Origin of the sequence: Actinosynnema sp. NPDC002837 (assembly GCF_040295345.1) — a bacterium.
Classification (GTDB): domain Bacteria; phylum Actinomycetota; class Actinomycetes; order Mycobacteriales; family Pseudonocardiaceae; genus Actinosynnema.
In genome coordinates, this window is sequence record NZ_JBEOVG010000075.1 from 17,270 (window position 1) to 35,314 (window position 18,045).

Genomic DNA, 18,045 nt, shown 5'->3' on the forward strand with positions numbered 1-18,045 from the left:
AGCCCGACACCCGCTCGAACCGGGTGTTCGTGGTCCTCGTGTGCTGTTCTGGTGACCGGCATATAGGCCAGTCGCCCGTTGCCGTTACACGAGATGCGAGAAAAGGGACTTCAGCGTGATTTTCCGGGGGTGACCACGAAACGACTCGGCTCCGCCAGCACCGAGGCCGCGCCGTCGAGGTCGGCCAAGCGGGCCGCCAACGTCGCCGTCGCCAAGGTGTGGGGCAGCGCCTCGCTGAACTTGAGGCCCTCCAACGCCCGCTCGTCGACCTCCGGCAGGCACAGCCGCTCGGCCGCGTCGGTCAGCGCCGCCCGCCACATCTCCACGGTCACATCCGTGCGGAGGCGGATCGACGCGTCGTCCACGCGCTGCTTGGCATCGGTCAGTTCGGACAGCGTCGAGGCGAGCGTGGCGTTGGCCCGGTAGCCCGCCCACGTCCACCATCGCACGTCCGCGTCGTCACGGGTCACGACCGTTCCACCGGGGTGGACGGTGCTGCTCGCGTCCTCACGCTCTTCGGCCAACGCGCGGAGGGCCCGCTGCGTCATCTTCACCGGCGGGTCGCTGCCCAGCAGGACGTCCCGGACGGCGCGGCTCAGCTGCATCGAGGCTCCGCTCAGGCCCGGGGTGTGCCAGCGGGCCTTGCCGCCGCCGGTCGCCTCCTCCACGAAGCAGCGGCGGCGCTTCCAGTCGATCCAGCCGACCTTCCAGCTCCGACCGCCCAGCAGCAGCAGGCGAGGGCCTTCGACCTTCTCGGTCAGCAGGGCCGGATCGGTGCGTCCGATCTCGCGGCGTCCGTGCAGGACGGTGAACTGCGGCGGCGCGGTGAACACCGCCGTCATGTCCATGAAGTGCCGGCGTCCGAAGCGCTGTTCCGCCGCCGGCCCGATGAACAGCATGTCGCCGTCGCGGTCGAGGAACCCGTTGTCCACCAGGTGCCGCAGGATCGGCTCGGCACCGCGGTCGAACGGCGCGAGGCCGTTCCAGCCCTCCACCCACAACCGGTCGCCGATGCGGTTCTCCTGCAGCGCCAGCGCCAACAACTGCTGCGCGACGATGTGGCGGGGTTGCGGTGGTGCGCTGACCGGCTCGACGAACCCCCTGCTCCACAACAGGAGCAGCCCCGCCGCCCAGGCCACCTGGTCGCGCCTGATGGCGAGGAACAGGCAGTTGCGCACCGTCCCGGCCCGGCGGCCGGTGCGCCCGAGGCGTTGCAGGAACGACGCCACCGAGCCGGGCGCGTTGATCTGGATGACCCGGTCCAGGTCACCCACGTCGATGCCCAGCTCCAACGTGCTGGTGGACACGATCACGCAGTCGCGGGCCTCGGCGAAAGCCAGCTCGGCGCGTCGCCTCTCGTCCACGGACAGGGACGCGTGCGACAGGAACGTGGTGACCCCGCGGCTGCGCAGCGCCTCGCCCAGCTCCTCGACGAGCTGCCGGGAGTCGCAGAACACCAGCCGCTTCTCGCCCCGGTGCAGCGAGGAGATCACGGTGGCCGCGTTGGACACCGAGCCCACGTAGTCCAGCTCGATCTCGCCGACCGAGGCAGGGGCCACCGGGGTGCCGTCCACCCCCGGCGCGATGACCCGCGCCGGCCGCGTCCCGCGACCGGAACCCTGCAACCAGGTGAGCAGGTCGTGCGGGTTGCCGACCGTCGCGGACAGGCCGACACGCTGAATCCGCCGTCCGACCACCCGCGTCAGGCGCTCGAGGACGGCCAGCAGGTGCCAGCCCCGGTCATCGCCGGCGAACGCGTGCACCTCGTCCACCACCACCGTGCGGAGACCGGCGAAGAACGTGCCGTGCTCGACCTTGACGCTGACGAGCATCGCTTCCAAGGACTCCGGCGTGGTGAGCAGGATGTCCGGCGGGTCGCGGAGGATCTTCTGGCGGGTGGCCTGGGTCGTGTCGCCGTGCCACAGGCCGACCCGCCGCCCCAGCCACGAGGCATAACCCTCCAGCCGGGGGTGCAGGTTGTTCAGCAGTGCCTTGAGCGGGCACACGTAGATGACCGACAACCCTGTCCACTTGTGTTGCTCCATCGCGCTGAGCAGCGGGAAGCACGCGGCCTCCGTCTTGCCCCCGGCAGTGGGCGCCAGCAGCACGGCGTCGTCACCATCGACCAGCGGCCCCACCGCCTCGGCCTGCAACGGCCGCAGCGAACCCCACCCCAGGGTGTTCACGATGTGGTGCACCAGCACCGGGTGCAGGCCGTCGAGGCCGGTGGTCACGGCAGGTCCAGCTCGACGTCGTCGGCGGATCGCGCCGCCGCGTTCCGCTCGACTTCCGTCAGTTCGGACTGCGTCAGGGTGAGGGCGTAGTGCTTGCGCGGGTCGAAGTCGTCGTGCTCGTCCACGCGGTCCAGCACGTCGGCGACCAGCTTGCGCAGGAAGATCCGCGGCGCCACCCCGACCTGACCGCCGAGACCGCCCGTGACGGCGTCCGCCAGCTGGGCGATGTAGGAGTTGTCCACAGCGGACGACACGCGGTCGGGGTGGCGCGCGACACCGACGTACAGGTCACGCACCGCCCGGCCGAGTTCGCCGAGTCGGACCAGGTCGAATCCCGGCAGCCGCAACTGGACGGCCCGCGGCGAGTCGAACCTCGGGTCGGTGGTGAAGTCCGTGGCGAGGCGCTGCGCCAGGGGCGGTAGCCGCTGTACGCCCTGCTGACCGTCGAAGAACGCGGGCGTCCCGGTGATCACCAGGAACAGGCCGGGGAAGCGGCCCGCGTCGATCTCGTCGAGCAGTTGCCGCAGGGCGTTGAGCCCCTTCTCCCGCACGTCGCCGCGCACGCGTTGCAGGGTCTCGGTCTCGTCCAGCACCAGCAGCAACCCGGGGTGCCCGGCGTCGCGCAGCACGGTCAGCAGGCCCTGGAGGAAGCCCAGCGCCTGGAAGTGGTCGATGTCGCCCTTGACCTTCGCCGTGCGCTTGGCGGCCGCCGCGACGTGCGGCTGGCCCGCGAGCCACGCCGCCAACCCGTCCGCGATGTCGCTCTCGCCGGCTGCCACGGCCTTCCGGTAGCCCCGCAGGCCTGCGGCGTAGCCGGGCGTGGTGCGGGCGATCTGGCCGAGCCTCAGCTCCAGCAGCGCGTCGACCGCGTCCCCGAGGCGCTCGGCGTCCGACCCGTCGACCTCGCCCTCGGCCAGGACGTCTTCCTCCAACGCGAACATCCAGCTGTCGAGCACCGAGCGGAAGGCGCTCGGTGGGCTGACCGCTGTGGTCAGGTTCTCGCACAGGCGCCGGTACACAGTCTCCAAGCGGTGCAGCGGGGTCTCGGTCTCCGAGACCTGAATCTCGCTGACCGCCATGCCGGAAGCTTTGGCGCGCTCGGCGAGCCACCGGGCGAGGAACGTCTTGCCCGCGCCGTACTCGCCGCGCACCGCTTTGAAACCCGCACCGCCCGCCGCGCACGACGCGAGCTCCTCGTCCAACGTCGGAGCGAGCCGATCGAGCCCGACGGCGAACAGGTCCAGGCCGCTTTCCGGCACGGTGCCGCGACGCAGTGCCGCCAGCACCGCCCGCCTGCGTGCCGGACTGATCGGAGTCATCGACGCCCCTCGGGGAACTGCTCGTCGAGCAGCTTCTCGTTGATCACTACCGTGCGCCCGTCGTCGATCAGGTCGACCACGGGGAACTGGTCGATGTTCAGCACCCGGCCCAAGGCCGCGACCAAGCCGCGCGGGTTGCGCCCCGGTGTGCCCGCGGCGCGCAGGACGTCCGCGACGGGCATCCTGCCCCCGGCGGCCAGCACGGCGTCCACCACGTCCCGGAAGACCTCCGGTTTGAGCACCCTGTTGGCCGGCTGGCCCTTGTGCGTGTTGACGAACGTCTCGCCGCTGATCAGCAGGGCGCCACGTGACTCGGGTGCCGGCTCGTCGCCGAAGAGGTCCGGCTGGGTGTCGGGCGCCTTCGTCTTGCGCTTGACCGCGGCCGCCTGCTTCGGCTGCGGGGCGGCCTGCCGTCCGGTCCACCAATCGGGTGGACCCTGCGAGTGCACCGCCCACCCGGTCAGCTCCTCGACACCGGGCGGGAGCAGGACGACGAGCGGGATCGCGATCTCGGCCAGGGCGGCGCCGCCGTGGTAGCCGTGGCTGCGCGCGCCGTAGCGGACGTCCTCCGTGGCGGCGAGGACCGCCGTTCCGCCGGGCACCAGGACCCGCGGACCCGTCAGGGTCACTTCGTCGGGCTGGTGCTCGCCGTTCGGTAGTCGCCACCGGGCGGCGCCGGTGGGGTCCGGCCGGTGTTCGGAACCGTGTTCCAGCACGTGGCCGTGGTCGCTGGTGAGCACGACGACCCAGCCGCCCTCGGCGGCCCGGTCGAGCAGTTCCGGCAGGTGCGCGACATCGCGGTAACCCCAGGCGGGGTCGTCGGCCTGCCTGCCCCGGCCGAGCGCGTCGTCGACCGTGTTCAGCACGACCGCCACGACCTGGGGCTCGGTGCGCGGCGTGAACTGGGCGTCCAGGTCGGTGCCGAGATCGGCGCCGGACGATCCGCCGATCCCCGCTTTGTGCACGAGCACCGCCCGGGTGCGCGGTGGCCAGAAGTCGTGTCCGGGGAAAGCCTGCCGCTCGTGTTCGGCGGTGCCGGCGGTCAACGACGCGGTCAGCAGGGAGGTCCGGCTGTAGGTCGTCTCGGTGGGGAACGCGGCCAGCACCGCCTCACGCCCACCGTCGGGCGACCGCACCACCTCGGTCCAGCCGAGCCGCGGGTTGTCCTCGATCGAACGGGCGATCTCGGCCGCCGCCGCACCCGACATGCCGTCGACCACGATGAGCAGCACCTTGTGCCTGCGGGCGAGCGGGGCGACGACTTCGGGCAGGAGGGTCTCGACGGCGATCACGCCGTCCGGGCGGGTGTAGGCCGCTTCGGGCAACGCCCGCGCGAACTGCCGGTCGAGTTCACCGCGCCGGGCACCCGCGCGCTTGACGATCCGGCCGAGCGCCTTGGCCACCACCGGGTTCGCCGAGCCGCGACGAACCTGGGTGAGTTCGCCGTCCACCCACGCGAGGTCGCGGGCGTGGCGGCGCAGCGCGTCCGGCACCGTGGCGATGTCGGGTGGCGAGGTGTCGAGCCAGCGGCGCAGTCGGACCGCGGCGCGCAACCTCCGGACCTGTGGCCGCTGGTCACCGGCACCGTGGTGCTCCTCGACGGCCAGCAGGTCGGCTTCGTCCAGCGTGGTCGCCGCGCGCTCCATGCGCGAAGCGAGCCCGCTGGGCAGCAACCGGCTGTGGTGCGCGAGCTCCACGGCGTTCAGCTGGGCCAGCAGCGCGTCCGCGCGGCGGACCTGCTGCCAAGCCCGCTGCGTGTCGGAGCGGGAGACGAGTTCCACTGCGGCCGACGCCGCGACACCCAGGTCGGCGCGGGACGGCTCGTCGGACCCGAACCGCGAGTGCGCGAACGCGCCGAACGCCCGCGCCGCCGTCACGTCGTCCTCGGGGGCGCGGGTCAGGACGTCGGCGACAAGGAGTTCGGGGACCACGTCGTCCCGTGCGGCGGCCAAGCGCAGCACCACGTCGGCGGCACGGCCCAGGCGTTCCACGAGGTGCTCGGTGATGCCCCGGCGTTCGTCGGCCCCGAGTTCGCGCCACCGCGTGACGGTCACCACGTCGTCCACGGCGGTGATCAACGCGCCGAGATCCAGCGTCGCGGGGTCCACCGCCAACCGGTTGCGCACGACGTGGCGCAGCGCCACGTCGCGGCCGAACGACAGCCCGGTCGTGTTCGGTAGCCCCCCGGCCCTGGCCAGCTCCACCAGGGCGTCGACCAGCCAGGCGTTGTCCCGGCCGCGCAGGCGCGGGTCGAGTTGCCTGGTCCGCAGCAGGTCCTGAAGCAGGGTGTACTTGCTCACCTCGTGCAGGTGCTCCCGGTGCAGCCGCGCCATCACGGCGTCGCCCAGCTCGCCCTCGTCGCGGTCGGTGAGCACGACCAGCACCTCGTAGGCGGAGCCGTCCGCCGGCGGTATGGCCAGCGCGGACAGCACGGACAGCACGGACGGGCAGGCGACGTAGCGGACGGGGTGCCCGCGCACTTCGCCTTCGGCCGGTCCGAGCCACACCGGTTCCCGCCGCGTGCGCACACCGATCACGACTCGCCCAGGGACTCCGCCGCCCGCCGTGTCGAGCTTCTCGACGATGTCGGTCACCCGGCTGACGACGGCGTTCTCGATCGCGGAGTCGAGGTCGGTCGCGGTCATCCGCCCTCCACGACGCGGAACGTCACCTCGATGGTCGCGTCGGGGTGCTCCTCGCCGAACTTCCGCAGCTCGCCGAGGACGTCACCGAGCCTGCCCCTGGCCTGACGCGTACCGGGCGCGGGCTTCGGCGGCGGAGGAGTCGGGGGCACGAGAGGGGGCGGGGTGGGCGGCGTCGAGCGGAACAGCGCGACCAGGCGGCGCTTGGCCTGGTCGAGGGCCTTGCGCAGGGGCACGGCGTGCTCGTTGGCGTTCGCGCCCACCCGCAGCTCGGCCGCCACGTCGACGGCGGTGGGCTCGACGAGCCCGTCCAGGATGTCCCAGTCGGCGGTCCGCAACGCGCCCGCCACCTCGCCGGCGGACTCCAGCGACTTGCTGACCAGCATCGGTTCCACGCCACCGAGGTCCGCGTCCGCGAGCACCTCGACCAGCCTGGTCGGGTCGTTCACCGCGTACAGCCCGGTCACCAGGTCGCGCGCGACGACGGCCGTCCGGTAGCGGCCGTGGGCCGCGTCGCGGTCCAGGCCGAGACGGGCCGCGTGCTCGTCGAGCACCTCCACCAGCTCCACGGCGGGCAGGCGCACCTGGTCGACCTTGGCCCGCACGGCCCGCGAGAACTTCGCCACGGCACGCGGGGAGATCACGGCGGTCCGCAGGGACCTGCCGGTGAGGGCCTCCGCGAGCCGGCAGGCCGCCTCCCACTGCTGCGCCGAGGGCAGGGCTTGCCGGTAGAGCACCATGTCGTCGGCGAGGTCCTTGGGCGTCTCCGGCGGGTCGATCCGGTGGTCGGCGCGCATCCACGCCCGGTGGGTCAGCTCGGCGAACACGGCGATCACCAGGTTCTCCACCACGCGTTCCATGCCCAGGTCGCGCAGCCAGCCCCGCACGGTCCGCACGGTCAGCTCCCCGTCACCGTGCTCCTGGGCGGCCCGCCGGTCCAGCTCGTCGGCCCAGTACCGGCCCAGCACGAACGGCCCGTTGTGCTCCTCGCCGAGCCGGAGCGGGTGCGCGATCCGGCGCAGCGCCTCGCGGTCGCCGCGCTCGACCTCGATGCGGCCCTCCGGCGCGTCGGCGGCCTTCCGGACGAGCGTGAGCGTCGTGCGGAGGTCGGCGTCGCGGACGACGTCGCCCTTGCGCTGCGAGTCGAAGTCGGGGTGGTCCGGGTAGGTCGCGGCGTAGAGCTGGTCCACCAGGGAGCGCAGGGCCTCGGCGAACGACCGGCCGGCGTCGATCTTGGGGTTCACCGTGGCGTCGAGGCTGACCAGGTGGTCGTTCCAGTCCTGGACGATCTCCTCCTTCGGGCGGCTGATCAGCCCGTAGGCGTTCTTCAGCGCGTCCCGCAGCTCGTTGCGCAGCGAGCTCTGGAGGTTGCGCAGCAGGTCGTGCGCCCGCCTGCGGTCCTCGGGTCCGATCGTGCGGGTGTGCTCCTCGAGCCTGGCCCGGTCGCCGAGCAGGTAGTTGACCTTGATCAGCCTGCCGAGCTTGTCGAGCACGTCGGAGGTGAAGAACCCCGGCAACCACGCCACGGTCGGGCGGTTGCCCCCCAGCGCGCGTAGTTCGAGCACGCGGATGCGGTCCTGGGCCGCGGACTGGTTGTCGGGGTCGAACGGGTAGTCGAGCATCAACCGCCAGCGGCCGTCCACGGACGGCTCGAACAGGTCGTCCCGCAGCTCCTGGCGGTCCCGCACGTTGCCGTACACGACTTCGAGCGTGCGCCTGCTGCCCCGCCACACCACCGGGTGCTCCACAGGGGTCGTGCCGGTGTCGGTCACGCCGAGCTCGGAGAACAGCAGCTCCCGGACCAGCTTGCGGCGCGCGGGCTGCTGGTCGAGCGAGACGACCCGGTCGAGGATCGCGTTGACGTTCACCCCGACGAGGTTGAGCCGCACGCTCGGGTCGCTGCCCTCGCCGAGTTGCAACTCCGCGACGCGGCTGGCCCAGCTGCGCAGGCGGCGGACGACCTCGCCGACCTCCTGGCCCGGGATGAGCGCGGTGATGGTGCCGTGGTTGAGCGCGGCGAGCCGGCGGGCGGTGAGGTCGCGCAGCGCCTCCACGTCCGGCGCGAGCGCCGCCAGCAGCAGCGTCTTGACCAGGCGGTCGTCGCTGCGGAACGCGCGCAGGACGGCCGGGTCCGCGTCCGCCTGACCCGCGACCTGCTCCTCGCGCAGGTCGCGGTCGCGCAGCAGCATCGGCCGCAGGGTGCGCTGGTAGAGGGTGCGCGCCTCTTCGAACTCGTGCTTGAGCTGCTCGGTGAACGGCTGGTCGGCGCCGTCGGCGACCGCGTCGAACAGGTCGCCCAGCGGCACGAGTTGACCGAGGCGGAAGTCGTCGCGGCGGTTGACCAGGATCTGCCGCATCAGCAGCAGCGCGGTGCGTTCCCGCTGCAACGCCGACGACACGTGGACCAGCGTGTCCATGAACGCGGGGCTGAACGGGTAGGACCGCTCGAACGAGCCGCCGTCACCCGAGCCGATCAGCACGTCCCGCACGGAGCCCGGCAGCGCGAACGTCCGCTGGAACGCCTGCCGCATCTGCTCTTCCTTGCCCGGCAGGGGCTTGAGGACACGCTCCTGGGCGATCAGCGGCAGGTTGCGGTCTTCGAGCGTGATGCGCTCGATGCGACCGTCCCAATGGTTGAGCCGGTCGTGGAACGACTGGAGTTCGGCGCCGGTGCGCTCGGCCCCGATGCCCAGTTCCCGGAGGTCGCGCTGACGTGCGATGAAGCTGATGATCGGCGCGGGTCGGTGCGCGTCGCCTGCCTCGACCAGCTTGGCGACCTTCTCCGTCTCCCGGCTGATGAACGCCTGGTCGCCGATCTTGCCCGCCAGCCACAGGACCAGCTCGTCCAGGAACAGCACGATGCCGTCGTAGCTAAGTTCCTTGGCGTGTCGGCTGATCTCAGACAAGCCCTGGTCGAGCGGCTTGAACGCGCTGGCCGAGCCCCGCACCGAGTCGACGTAGTTCGGGAAGTACGCCTCGATGACCTTGGTGATCAGGTCGTCGGACGCGGGGCTGCCGATCGGGGCGGCGAACCCCTCGTCCAGCTTCTCCGGGGTCATCGCCTGGCCGAGGTCGCCCCAGCCGGTGTCGGCCTCGTTGGGGAACCCGGCGAGGAACCGCTCGTCACCGAGCTTCTCGCGCAGGCTCCGCGCGTCCTCCAGCAACCCTTGGGCGCGGTAGACCTGCGGGATCTTCGCGCCGGGCTCGTGTCGGCGGACGTGCTCGACGTAGCCGCCGAGGATGGCGGCCTCCAGGCTCTCCGACCCGGTCAGGTGGTAGGGGACCAGCAGGAACCGCTTGGCGCCGAGCCAGGAGTGCCGCGTCGTGACCTCGGCCAGGTCGGCCCGGTCCAGCGCGCCGGGGTGCCCGTCGAGCAGGGCGTGCAGCACCGCCATGAAGTGGCTCTTGCCGGAGCCGAACGACCCGTGCAGGTAGGCGGCCTTGGAGCTGTGCTCGTCCAGCGCGGACTTGATCAGGCCCAGCGCCTCGCCGAACGCCACCCGCAGCTGGGGCGTGACGACGTAGCTGTTCAGCGCCTGGTCGCGCTTGGTGTCGACGCCCTCGGTCAACTTGAGGACGAAGTCGCCCCGGTGGACGCCCGTCGGGATGTCGATCAGCTCCCGGAGCAGCGGCGCGGTGCTCGGCCCGGCGGTGGTCACGCTGGAGAACCCCCTGGTTCGCATTCTGTCGAATCCGACGGTAGCCGCCCCACCGTAGTCGGCCGGATCGCCGCCGGTCAGCCCACCCGGACCAGGCTCGCACGGCGGTGAGAACGGCCCTGATTGTCGTTATAGGACCGAAGGCCTTCGGCGTTTCAGGTGTCACCCGTTCAGCTCAGCGCTGACGTTGGTCATCGTGCGGGGATCGGTGGCGTGAACAGTCGCCGGCCTGCGAAAAACGCGACGCCGGTGAGCACTCCTGGCGTGACCATGAGTGACAGCACCACCCACGCAACGGCCGGGTAGCGGACGGCCGGGCCTCCGGTCGCCGTCGAGAGTCCCAGTACCAGGCCGACACCGGAGAACACCGTGCAGAACAGGCCGAATCCCCAGATCACACCCAGTGACCTGAGCGTCGTCAGCGACTCAGGCACGTCCAGGTGGTCTCCCGTCACGTGCCGGCGGGCAGTTCGGAGCACGATGGCCGCGATGAACACCTGGACGACGCCGATGGTCGCGAACGTCCAGCTGAGGAAGCCGAGCGCGGGGTAGAGCGGGGGCAGCCGGTCACCGAGCAGCACGATCGTCGGGGCCATCAGGACCCCGGCGGTGATCAGCGCGGTGCCGAGCCGTCCGCAGACCCTGCGGACCTCGTGCGCACGCGCCTCCGCGAGCTGCACGTGGCGCTGGGGCGGCGGTGGCAGCGGGTAAGTCGTGAAACCTGCCCTGTCCGCACTCGGAGGCGCATCGTGTCTGACGGCAGGCGGGATGGGATCCAGGAGACGGCGTCCCACGAAGAACAGGACGCCGGTCAGCACCGGCGGCGCGGCCAGCAGGCACAGGTGCGCCCAGGTGGCGACAGTGAAGCGCACCTCCGGGTGCTCAGGATTGCCCACCTGGCTCACGATCGTGCCGAGGAAGGCGAAGCATGCCAAGGACGAGAAGAACACCGCGGTCGCCCACATCGCGGCCAACAACCGCCTGGTCCTCCGCGCGCCCGCTGTGTCGAGGTAGCCGCCTTGGAGGTGGGATCGGATGCCAGTCAGGCCCAAGGCGGCGTAGAGCACGGTGAACACCGAAGCCGCGCCGATGACCCACGCCATCGTGTTCATCGGGTGGTACGCGGTCGGAAGGCGCAAGCCGAGCAGCACGATCGCCGTCGCGAGCACCAGGCTCGCGACGGCGAACAACCTGCCCGTCGAAGCGCCGGCAGCGTGGATCTGCTGGGCGCGAGGCTCCGAGATCCACACGAGTGGCGGGGGCCCCGGTGCCGGTTGAATCACGATCCCGGCCGCCAGTCCGACCCGTCGCCATCGGTGGTGCTGGCGTCCGCCATCGCCGAGGTATCGGGCATCACCCAATCCGAACCGAGGTCGTGGATCTTCTGCATGATCGCCGTCTGTTCCACCTCGATCGTGTTGACCTGCGACTTCATCGCCAGTATGCCCGTGCTGAGGAGCGCGATGGCCGCGCCGCAGGCGGCGCTCAAAGAGGCGATGCCCACCGGGGTGGCCACGACGGTGCACGCGCTCGCGATCGCGCCGATGGCTCCGATCACGAACGCGCCCAAGGCGAACCACATGGTGATCTGGAACGCTTCGATCGCGTTCGCCAGGTTGGTGAGCGAGCTGCGCAGTTGGTTGGCGATGTCCTTGACCGCGGTCAATCCGGCTGATTGGGCGGGCACCACGGAGTGGTAGGCGCGGGCCGCGCGCCCTTCCCACTCGACGGTCGTCCGGAGCTTGTCCATCCCGACGGTGCCGGCGATGTCGCCCAGCGCGTTGCCGACCTGGGCCACCCACTGCTCGCCCACTTGTTTGAGCCGGTCGGGGTTGCCCAACTGCTCGATCAGGTGGTCGACGTAGTCCCAGAGCTCTGCCACCTTCTCCGACAGCAGCCGCATGCTCTGGATGATGGGTGCGATCATGTATTCCAGCGGGGCCGGTACCCAGCTCATGAGACGGTCGACCTGGTCGAAGAACTCCTTCACGTTCTGCTTGGCGTCCTGCGACTTCTCCTCCACCTGCTGCACGAGCGGGTTCACCGCACGCCCCCCTCGTTGTGGATGCGGTCCATCGCCAACCGGTTGGCTTCTTCTTCGCTCTGGTAGGTGTTCGCGGCGGCGTGCAGACTCGCGCCGAGGCCGCGGAACGCTTCGATCGCCTGGGTGAGCATGTCCTCCAACGCGAGGCGGGCGTCGTTGTAGACGCGGTCCAAGCCCCGGTCGGCTGCCCATTCGGACATCTCCGCGTCGGTGATCACGAGGTCACCGATCGTTGAACGTGGCCGGTCCAGGTTGTCGGCGGCGTCCACCCACAGGGCGGCGTCGGAGCGCATGGCTTCGAGCGCGACGGAGATGTCGGTCATGGCAGCAACCCCACTCGGCGCAGCAGCGTGTTCGGATCCCTCACCAGTGCGGTGAGTTCGGCGATGGCTGGGCTCTGCGGTCCTCGTGCCAGGTCGGCGGGAGCGCTGCGGCCCCGGAGCGCCCGGAGCACTTCCAGGAACTCCTGCTCCAACTCGCTGTTGCGGGCCGTGTGGGCCCAGGCCGGGTCGACGGCGATGTCGAGCACCTGCCCGCTTTGTGCGGTGCCGCGCACGTGCCCGCCCCGGCTCTCTGCGGTCACCGACCGGTCGACCACCTCGGCGACCTGCTGCTTGAAGCGCTCCAAATCGGCTGTCACGGCGTCCATGAGCCGTGTCGCCTCTGCCAGCGTGATGCGCGAGCCGTCCTGCGGCGCGACTGCCGACGTGGGTGGTTCTTCGGCCACCGGTCGCTCGACTCGCTTCGCGAGTGCCTGCATGGTTGCCGCGTTCATCGCGGACGTGACGGCCGATCCCAGGGCCCTGGGATCGACGGCCTGCTTCCACTGCGCGGCCAGCGCCACCGACAGCACGTCGGCCGAGTCGTCGACCGTCACGGTCATGACGCCGCCGGAATCCCTCCCCCGCAGGACGTCGGCCGCGTCGGCAGCAGCTTCCTGCTTCCGACGTGGCCGGTGGTCCTCCTCGTCACCTTCTTCGAAGCCGAAATTGAATGTCTCGCCCACATCGCCCCCTGCGATCCGTAGTCAACCGACTTCGGACTGTAGCGGAATGGCGGGGCGGGCCGCAGTCGAACCCGGAACTACGCGCTTGGGGGCACTTCGAAGCGGGTGCCCCGCTTCTGGCCCGTCTGCACGAGATCGCCTCGTTCGACCAACTGCTTGAGCAAGGTGCGGGTCGCGGCGGTCGGCAAGCCCGTGAGCTCGGCAGCCTGGGCTGTCGTCAGCGGACCGTTGCGCGCGAAGTCCAGGATCACCTGGAACTGCTCCGAGGTGAACGAGACGTCCGCTTTGGTGCGACGAGGTGCGGCGGGCTGCGTGGTGCGACCACCGGCTTTGCGCGGAAGCGGCGAGACGTCGACCCTGGCGGACGGCTGCCACGCCGCGAGGTCGGACTTGGCGATGTGCAGTTCGCTGAGCTGGTTGTCCAGGAACCCTTGGTAGACCACGTAAGGCGACTCGCCGATGGCAGGGTCGATGTCCCCGTGCCACTGCTTCACCCACGGCAGCACTTCGTCCAGGCCGGCGAGGAGCGGCATGAGGCGGTCGCGCTCCCAGCCTTCTTCGTTCTGGCGGTGGCTGATGAGGACAGCGAGCGCGTGCGCCTGTTCCCGGTGGTTCCATCCCGCCCAACCCAGCAGCAGGCTGCCGTCACCGTCGCGGGTGGCGGCGGGGTAGGAGATGAAGCGCTCCTTGGGGACGTCGAGCTTGCCGCGGTGCCGCCAGTAGGAATTGCGCAGGAAATCGCCCGAGCCGTACTTCGGGGGGACCGGGATCGTGCCGAACTTGTCGGCGACGGCCTTGCGCACGGCCGGGTCGGTGACTTCCTTGCCCAGCTCGGCGGCGATGGCGTCCTCTTGGCGCTGGAGGTCCCAGACGTGCTCCCAGTCTGCACGCTTACGGAGGCCGGCGGGCTTGTAGCGGAGGACGGGGAGGAAAGGGACGTGCTCCTCGTCGATCAGCGCGGCGACGATGTCGGCGAGGTCGATGTCCTGGCTGCCCAGGGTGTCGGAGGCCCAGAAGCGGGCGACCTCGGTGAAGTCGGCGTCGTTGCGCATGAGGTCGGTCAGTTCGGAGACGGAGCGTGTGGTCGGCTGCTCGACTCCGTACGCGTCCTCGGCGAACCAGAGGTGACGGGCTTCGATGCGGTCCTGGAGCCATTCGCGCAGAGCGCGCTCTTGTTGCTTCTCCCACGGTTCGGTGGCCCAGCGGCGCTTGCACTCGGGACGCTCGATGAGCGCGATGTCCCGGCGCTTCTCGATCAGCGCAATGCGGGCTTCCACTACGCGGCGGTAGTCCTCGGGCCAGTGGGCGGGCAGCTCAGTGATCGGCGTGGAGCCGTGGCGCGCGAACCACTGCGTCTCGGTCTCGCCAGCGGCAACCTTGCGGGCAAGGATGATCTCGAAGGCCCGTTCACCGAGGTTGAGGGGCGGGACGGTGGCCGGATCGGGGATGACCACCTCGGCGGCTTCGGCGTCGGACAGCAGGCCGTAACGCTGGTAGACGTCCCAATCCAGCTCTTCCTGCTCAGCGATCATCCGGGCACGGAAGTCGGTCCAGTCGGCGTGGGCCTGGCCGAGCACGTCGCGCTGCGGAACCTCGCCATCCGCTACCGCCTTAGGCGACGACGCTGAGAGCCGCTGTGCCAGATCATCCAAACGCCGTGCGCGAGCGAGCGGCAACTCCCTGGGTAGTGGGAACTGCTCCAGCTTGGTGCCGGTAAACTCGTAGAATGGTTCCCATGCGTCATGCATGAATCCACCGGTGCCAGACTGGCTTCCCTTGTCATGGCAGACCTGCTTAAGCCAGAAGCAGGCGGTCGATGAGTTTAGCGTCCCGAGAAGCTGAACGTAATTATCTTCGGTTGCATCGGTTGGCAGTTTTATAACAGGCGATGTGCGGCCAAATGTCTGAGGCTCGCGGAATAGGCAAAAATGGTTATGTGTTGAGACGAAAGGAAAGGTGATAAAAAGTGAAGTCTCGAAGCGCTTGCTGTAGAACTCGCGATACTCCCACCACTTTACGTGTGGAATGTTGTCAATCGGAGTCCCGAAGCGTTTTCTCTGTCGCAGTCTCGTTCTGTGGGGCCAAAGAACGCACTGTAGTGCTTCGGCATTTTTGTCGGAGATGACGTGTAGGTCGCTACCGTACATCCATGGTACAGACAGTGCTGGACTGGTTGTCCAGTCTCGATTGTACTCTCCTCGCACGAATGATTTAGTCTCACTAATTCCGTTCTGATGCAGTTTCCTGGATGGCGCCTCAAATGCGTCGTCGTCGCCAGTGATTGCGGAAAAGCCGATCAGTTCAACTCGGGCCATAAGACGTTCGCGAGAGGGCGTGTCTATCTGTCGCATTAGGTTGTCTGCGCCGCCGCCGCTCAGTGACCAAGGGTGCGTGTTCAATTGTTCTCGTGATAGATCAGCTACAGTGATCCAACGCGTCTCACTGCCGGGGCTCTCCACTTGGCCCTTGATGGCCCTCCAGACCAGGCCGTTGGCGGGGTCTGCGGGCTGTGACGGTTCGCCGCGGATTCCCAGCACCGCGCGCACCGTCTGGCCTCGATCAGGGGAACGGCGACGGCCTGCCAGAATAACTGTGGGAGTACCGTGGCCTGGGATGAAGGCGCCTGATGTGTCGATTACGTGAGTCAGGTCGATCGTCGGAAGAAATTCTTGAATTAGTTTAGTGCCGAACTCGCGTTTCATGAAACTGTTCGAGGTGATCTGGCCGACAAAACCGGCATCACGTCGATCAGAGCTGCCGCGTCGTGCCAACTCGAAGAACCGTTGGGCGAACGGCACAGTCAGTTGGAACTGGCGGTGGCAGGCCGAGTAGTGCCGGCGGTACTCCTGGTTCAGTACGGAGTCGCTGACCGTGATGTATGGCGGGTTGCCGACCACCACGTGGTACGAGCCTTCATCGAGCAGGCTGGGGAAGTCTTCTACGTCCTCCGCCGTGAGCTTGATCCCGGCGAACTCGTCCATCCCGTCGAGCGTTCCGCGCTTGTTGGCCAGCAGAGAATCACCGATCGCGACGGTGACAGCCCAGCGCTGACCCTCTGCCTGCTCGATGGTCCGCACACCCGCCACCCGCCACGCCGCGAGGGTCAGGCGGAAGCGGGCGATGGCGACTGCGTAAGGATTCAGGTCCACGCCGTGGACCGAGTCGAGAGCCTTGCGGGCGATCTCCGTCTCGCTCAGGCTCGGGCTCTGCTCGCGCCAGGCGTCCGCGAGTCGGTGGAACGCGCCGAGCAGGAAGTGACCTGACCCGCACGTCGGGTCGATCAGTCGGAAGCCTTCCAGGCCGAACTCTTCCAACGCTGGCGTCAGCGTGTAGTCGAGAATGAACTCCTCGACGAACTCCGGAGTCTGAAGCAGGGCGTACTTGTCCTTCGCCGCCTGCGACATGTCCTGGTAGAGGTCGCCGAGGAAGCGGGTGTTCCACGTGTCGTCGCGGAAGTCGTGGATCAGTGAGCCGTCCGGCCGGCGGGACCGCCAGAAGGTGATCAGAGCCTTGGCGCCGTCGTGCGACATCGGGATGCGGTAAGCCGGGTTGTGCTCCCGGTCGAACAGGGCCGCGCCGGCATCGCTGCGACGCAAAGAGTCGAAGCCCTGCTCGATCCAGTCCGCGTCGGTGGCGTGCGGCTGCTGGCGGAAGAACGCGGTCTGGGCGTCCTCGGCCTCGGCGAGACGATCGCCCGGTCCCGACAGCACGGGTGCGATCAGGCCGTTGTCCTCGGACCACCGTACGAACACCGTGCCCAACACCCACGCCACGGCCGACTGGGTGACCTGCTCGCCGAGGAACGTGCCGAACGTCGCCGAGGTCAGCGTGGCCTTGTGCAGCTCCTCCAGTCGTGCTTTGACCTCGGGCAGCCGTTCAACCTGCTCACGCAGGTCTTCCTCAAGTGTCAGCACCTGCTTTTGCAGGTCGGTCAACAGTCGAGCGCGATCAAGGGAGGGCGACGTCACGAAGAGTCAGGGTAGGGGAGCGAGGTGGTCCGGACGGCACAACCACCCCGCTCGCAACTCAGTCGTTCTTCAGCGAGCGCACGAAGGCTCGGAACGAGTCCACGCTCACGCTGAACTCACCCGCTTCCGGGCACTTCGAGTCCCGCAAGCCCACTGCGTTCGTCCCCACCGCTACCTCGACACAGTTGGCGTCGTTGCCGCTGCGGCTGCTCTTCCGCCACTCAGGCATGGCCACTCGCGCCCACCTCACTCTCTCTCAAGGTCGTGCACGATGGACGTCATCAACCGGACCGAGTCCTCCTCGTCCAGCGCCACGGCCGTCAGCTTCTCAACCGTCAGCCTATAGAGCGCGACCCGGGCGGCTTCGTCCAAGAAGAGGCCCGTCGTGCGGTCTTCCACGAAAACGACCGGCTTGTCGTTGGCGAAGTCGAGGATGACGAACTGGCCCAGCAGGCCCGCGTGGCCGACGACACTCGACGGAATCACGCGGATGGTGATGTTCGCTCGGTCGGTCAGGTCGATCAGGTGCTTGACCTGCCGAGCCATCACCTTCGGACCGCCGATCGGGAGTCGAAGAGCAGCTTCGGTGAGGATCAGGTTCAGCTCTGGCGGCTTGCGACGGGCCAGGATGGCTTGGCGGGCCATGCGGCGGCCGACGCGGACCTCGATGCTCGGCTCCTCCTCATCCACCTGGATGGCCGAGATGATCGCGTAGGCATACTCGGGTGTCTGCGCCAGACCCGGGATCAACATCAACTCGAAGTCGGTGATGACCGTCGCCCTGGTCTCGAAGTTCATGTAGGTGCGGCTCTGCACGGTCGGGTTGCTGGCCTCCACCAGTCCCGAACCGTCGCCACCGCGTGCGCGATCCAGCAAGCGGTTGCGTTCCGGACCGATCACGCCGATGACTGCCAGGATGGCGGAGACCTCTTCGGGAGTGGGTTCCCGTTTGCCGTTCTCCAAGCGGCTGATGGTGCTGGCCGAGACGCCGAGCCCATCACCGACGTCTTGCAGCGTGAGCTTGGCGGCTGTGCGGAGGCGCTCCAGTTCGAACCCGATTCCCCTGGTGGTGACGCCCGCCATTGGTTTTGCCACGATGTTCTCCTTGCGAGGTGTGCAAACATCGAAGCAGAAAACACCGGCTGAGCTGCGGAAAGTCACCCGATCGAACGA

At 69.1% G+C, this 18,045-nt stretch carries 11 protein-coding genes; all 11 read right to left on the bottom strand.

What is annotated here, in order from left to right; translation table 11 throughout:
- Positions 1-110: 110 nt before the first annotated feature.
- Positions 111-2,234: a DEAD/DEAH box helicase gene (locus ABTZ99_RS34305; protein ID WP_499617294.1), complete on the bottom strand. Its 2,124-nt coding sequence runs from the start codon at positions 2,232-2,234 to the stop codon at positions 111-113.
- Complete coding sequence (brxD, locus tag ABTZ99_RS34310) at positions 2,231-3,553, bottom strand: BREX system ATP-binding protein BrxD (protein WP_499617297.1); 1,323 nt, start codon at positions 3,551-3,553, stop codon at positions 2,231-2,233. The genes ABTZ99_RS34305 and brxD overlap by 4 nt, the downstream gene beginning before the upstream one ends.
- Positions 3,550-6,198 carry a BREX-2 system phosphatase PglZ gene (gene pglZ, locus ABTZ99_RS34315; protein WP_499617300.1) on the bottom strand — a complete coding sequence of 883 codons (2,649 nt, stop codon included), beginning with the start codon at positions 6,196-6,198 and terminating at the stop codon, positions 3,550-3,552. The genes brxD and pglZ overlap by 4 nt, the downstream gene beginning before the upstream one ends.
- Positions 6,195-9,878: a DUF6079 family protein gene (locus ABTZ99_RS34320; RefSeq protein WP_499617303.1), complete on the bottom strand. Its 3,684-nt coding sequence runs from the start codon at positions 9,876-9,878 to the stop codon at positions 6,195-6,197. The genes pglZ and ABTZ99_RS34320 overlap by 4 nt, the downstream gene beginning before the upstream one ends.
- Before the next feature lie 167 nt (positions 9,879-10,045).
- Positions 10,046-11,044 carry a hypothetical protein gene (locus tag ABTZ99_RS34325; protein WP_499617306.1) on the bottom strand — a complete coding sequence of 333 codons (999 nt, stop codon included), beginning with the start codon at positions 11,042-11,044 and terminating at the stop codon, positions 10,046-10,048.
- A gap of 89 nt (positions 11,045-11,133) precedes the next feature.
- Positions 11,134-11,898, bottom strand: a complete 765-nt coding sequence (locus ABTZ99_RS34330; protein ID WP_499617309.1) for a hypothetical protein — start codon at positions 11,896-11,898, stop codon at positions 11,134-11,136.
- Positions 11,895-12,221: a hypothetical protein gene (locus ABTZ99_RS34335; RefSeq protein WP_499617313.1), complete on the bottom strand. Its 327-nt coding sequence runs from the start codon at positions 12,219-12,221 to the stop codon at positions 11,895-11,897. Before ABTZ99_RS34335 ends, ABTZ99_RS34330 begins: the two co-directional genes overlap by 4 nt.
- The gene (locus ABTZ99_RS34340) at positions 12,218-12,904 is read right to left on the bottom strand and encodes a hypothetical protein (protein WP_499617316.1); all 687 of its coding nucleotides are present in this window, start codon (positions 12,902-12,904) and stop codon (positions 12,218-12,220) included. The genes ABTZ99_RS34335 and ABTZ99_RS34340 overlap by 4 nt, the downstream gene beginning before the upstream one ends.
- Positions 12,905-12,981: 77 nt before the next feature.
- Positions 12,982-16,872: a BREX-2 system adenine-specific DNA-methyltransferase PglX gene (pglX, locus tag ABTZ99_RS34345; RefSeq protein ID WP_499617319.1), complete on the bottom strand. Its 3,891-nt coding sequence runs from the start codon at positions 16,870-16,872 to the stop codon at positions 12,982-12,984.
- A 58-nt stretch (positions 16,873-16,930) separates the two neighbouring features.
- Positions 16,931-17,101, bottom strand: a complete 171-nt coding sequence (locus ABTZ99_RS34350) for a DUF397 domain-containing protein (RefSeq protein WP_499617351.1) — start codon at positions 17,099-17,101, stop codon at positions 16,931-16,933.
- A gap of 17 nt (positions 17,102-17,118) precedes the next feature.
- Positions 17,119-17,967 carry a helix-turn-helix domain-containing protein gene (locus ABTZ99_RS34355; protein ID WP_499617322.1) on the bottom strand — a complete coding sequence of 283 codons (849 nt, stop codon included), beginning with the start codon at positions 17,965-17,967 and terminating at the stop codon, positions 17,119-17,121.
- Positions 17,968-18,045 lie beyond the last annotated feature (78 nt).

Bases quoted from the DNA above. Each gene is read 5' to 3' on its own strand.
- brxD (WP_499617297.1), bottom strand. From the start codon at position 3,553: ATGACTCCGATCAGTCCGGCACGCAGGCGGGCGGTGCTGGCGGCACTG.
- pglZ (WP_499617300.1), bottom strand. From the start codon at position 6,198: ATGACCGCGACCGACCTCGACTCCGCGATCGAGAACGCCGTCGTCAGC.
- ABTZ99_RS34320 (WP_499617303.1), bottom strand. From the start codon at position 9,878: ATGCGAACCAGGGGGTTCTCCAGCGTGACCACCGCCGGGCCGAGCACC.
- ABTZ99_RS34335 (WP_499617313.1), bottom strand. From the start codon at position 12,221: ATGACCGACATCTCCGTCGCGCTCGAAGCCATGCGCTCCGACGCCGCC.
- ABTZ99_RS34350 (WP_499617351.1), bottom strand. From the start codon at position 17,101: ATGCCTGAGTGGCGGAAGAGCAGCCGCAGCGGCAACGACGCCAACTGT.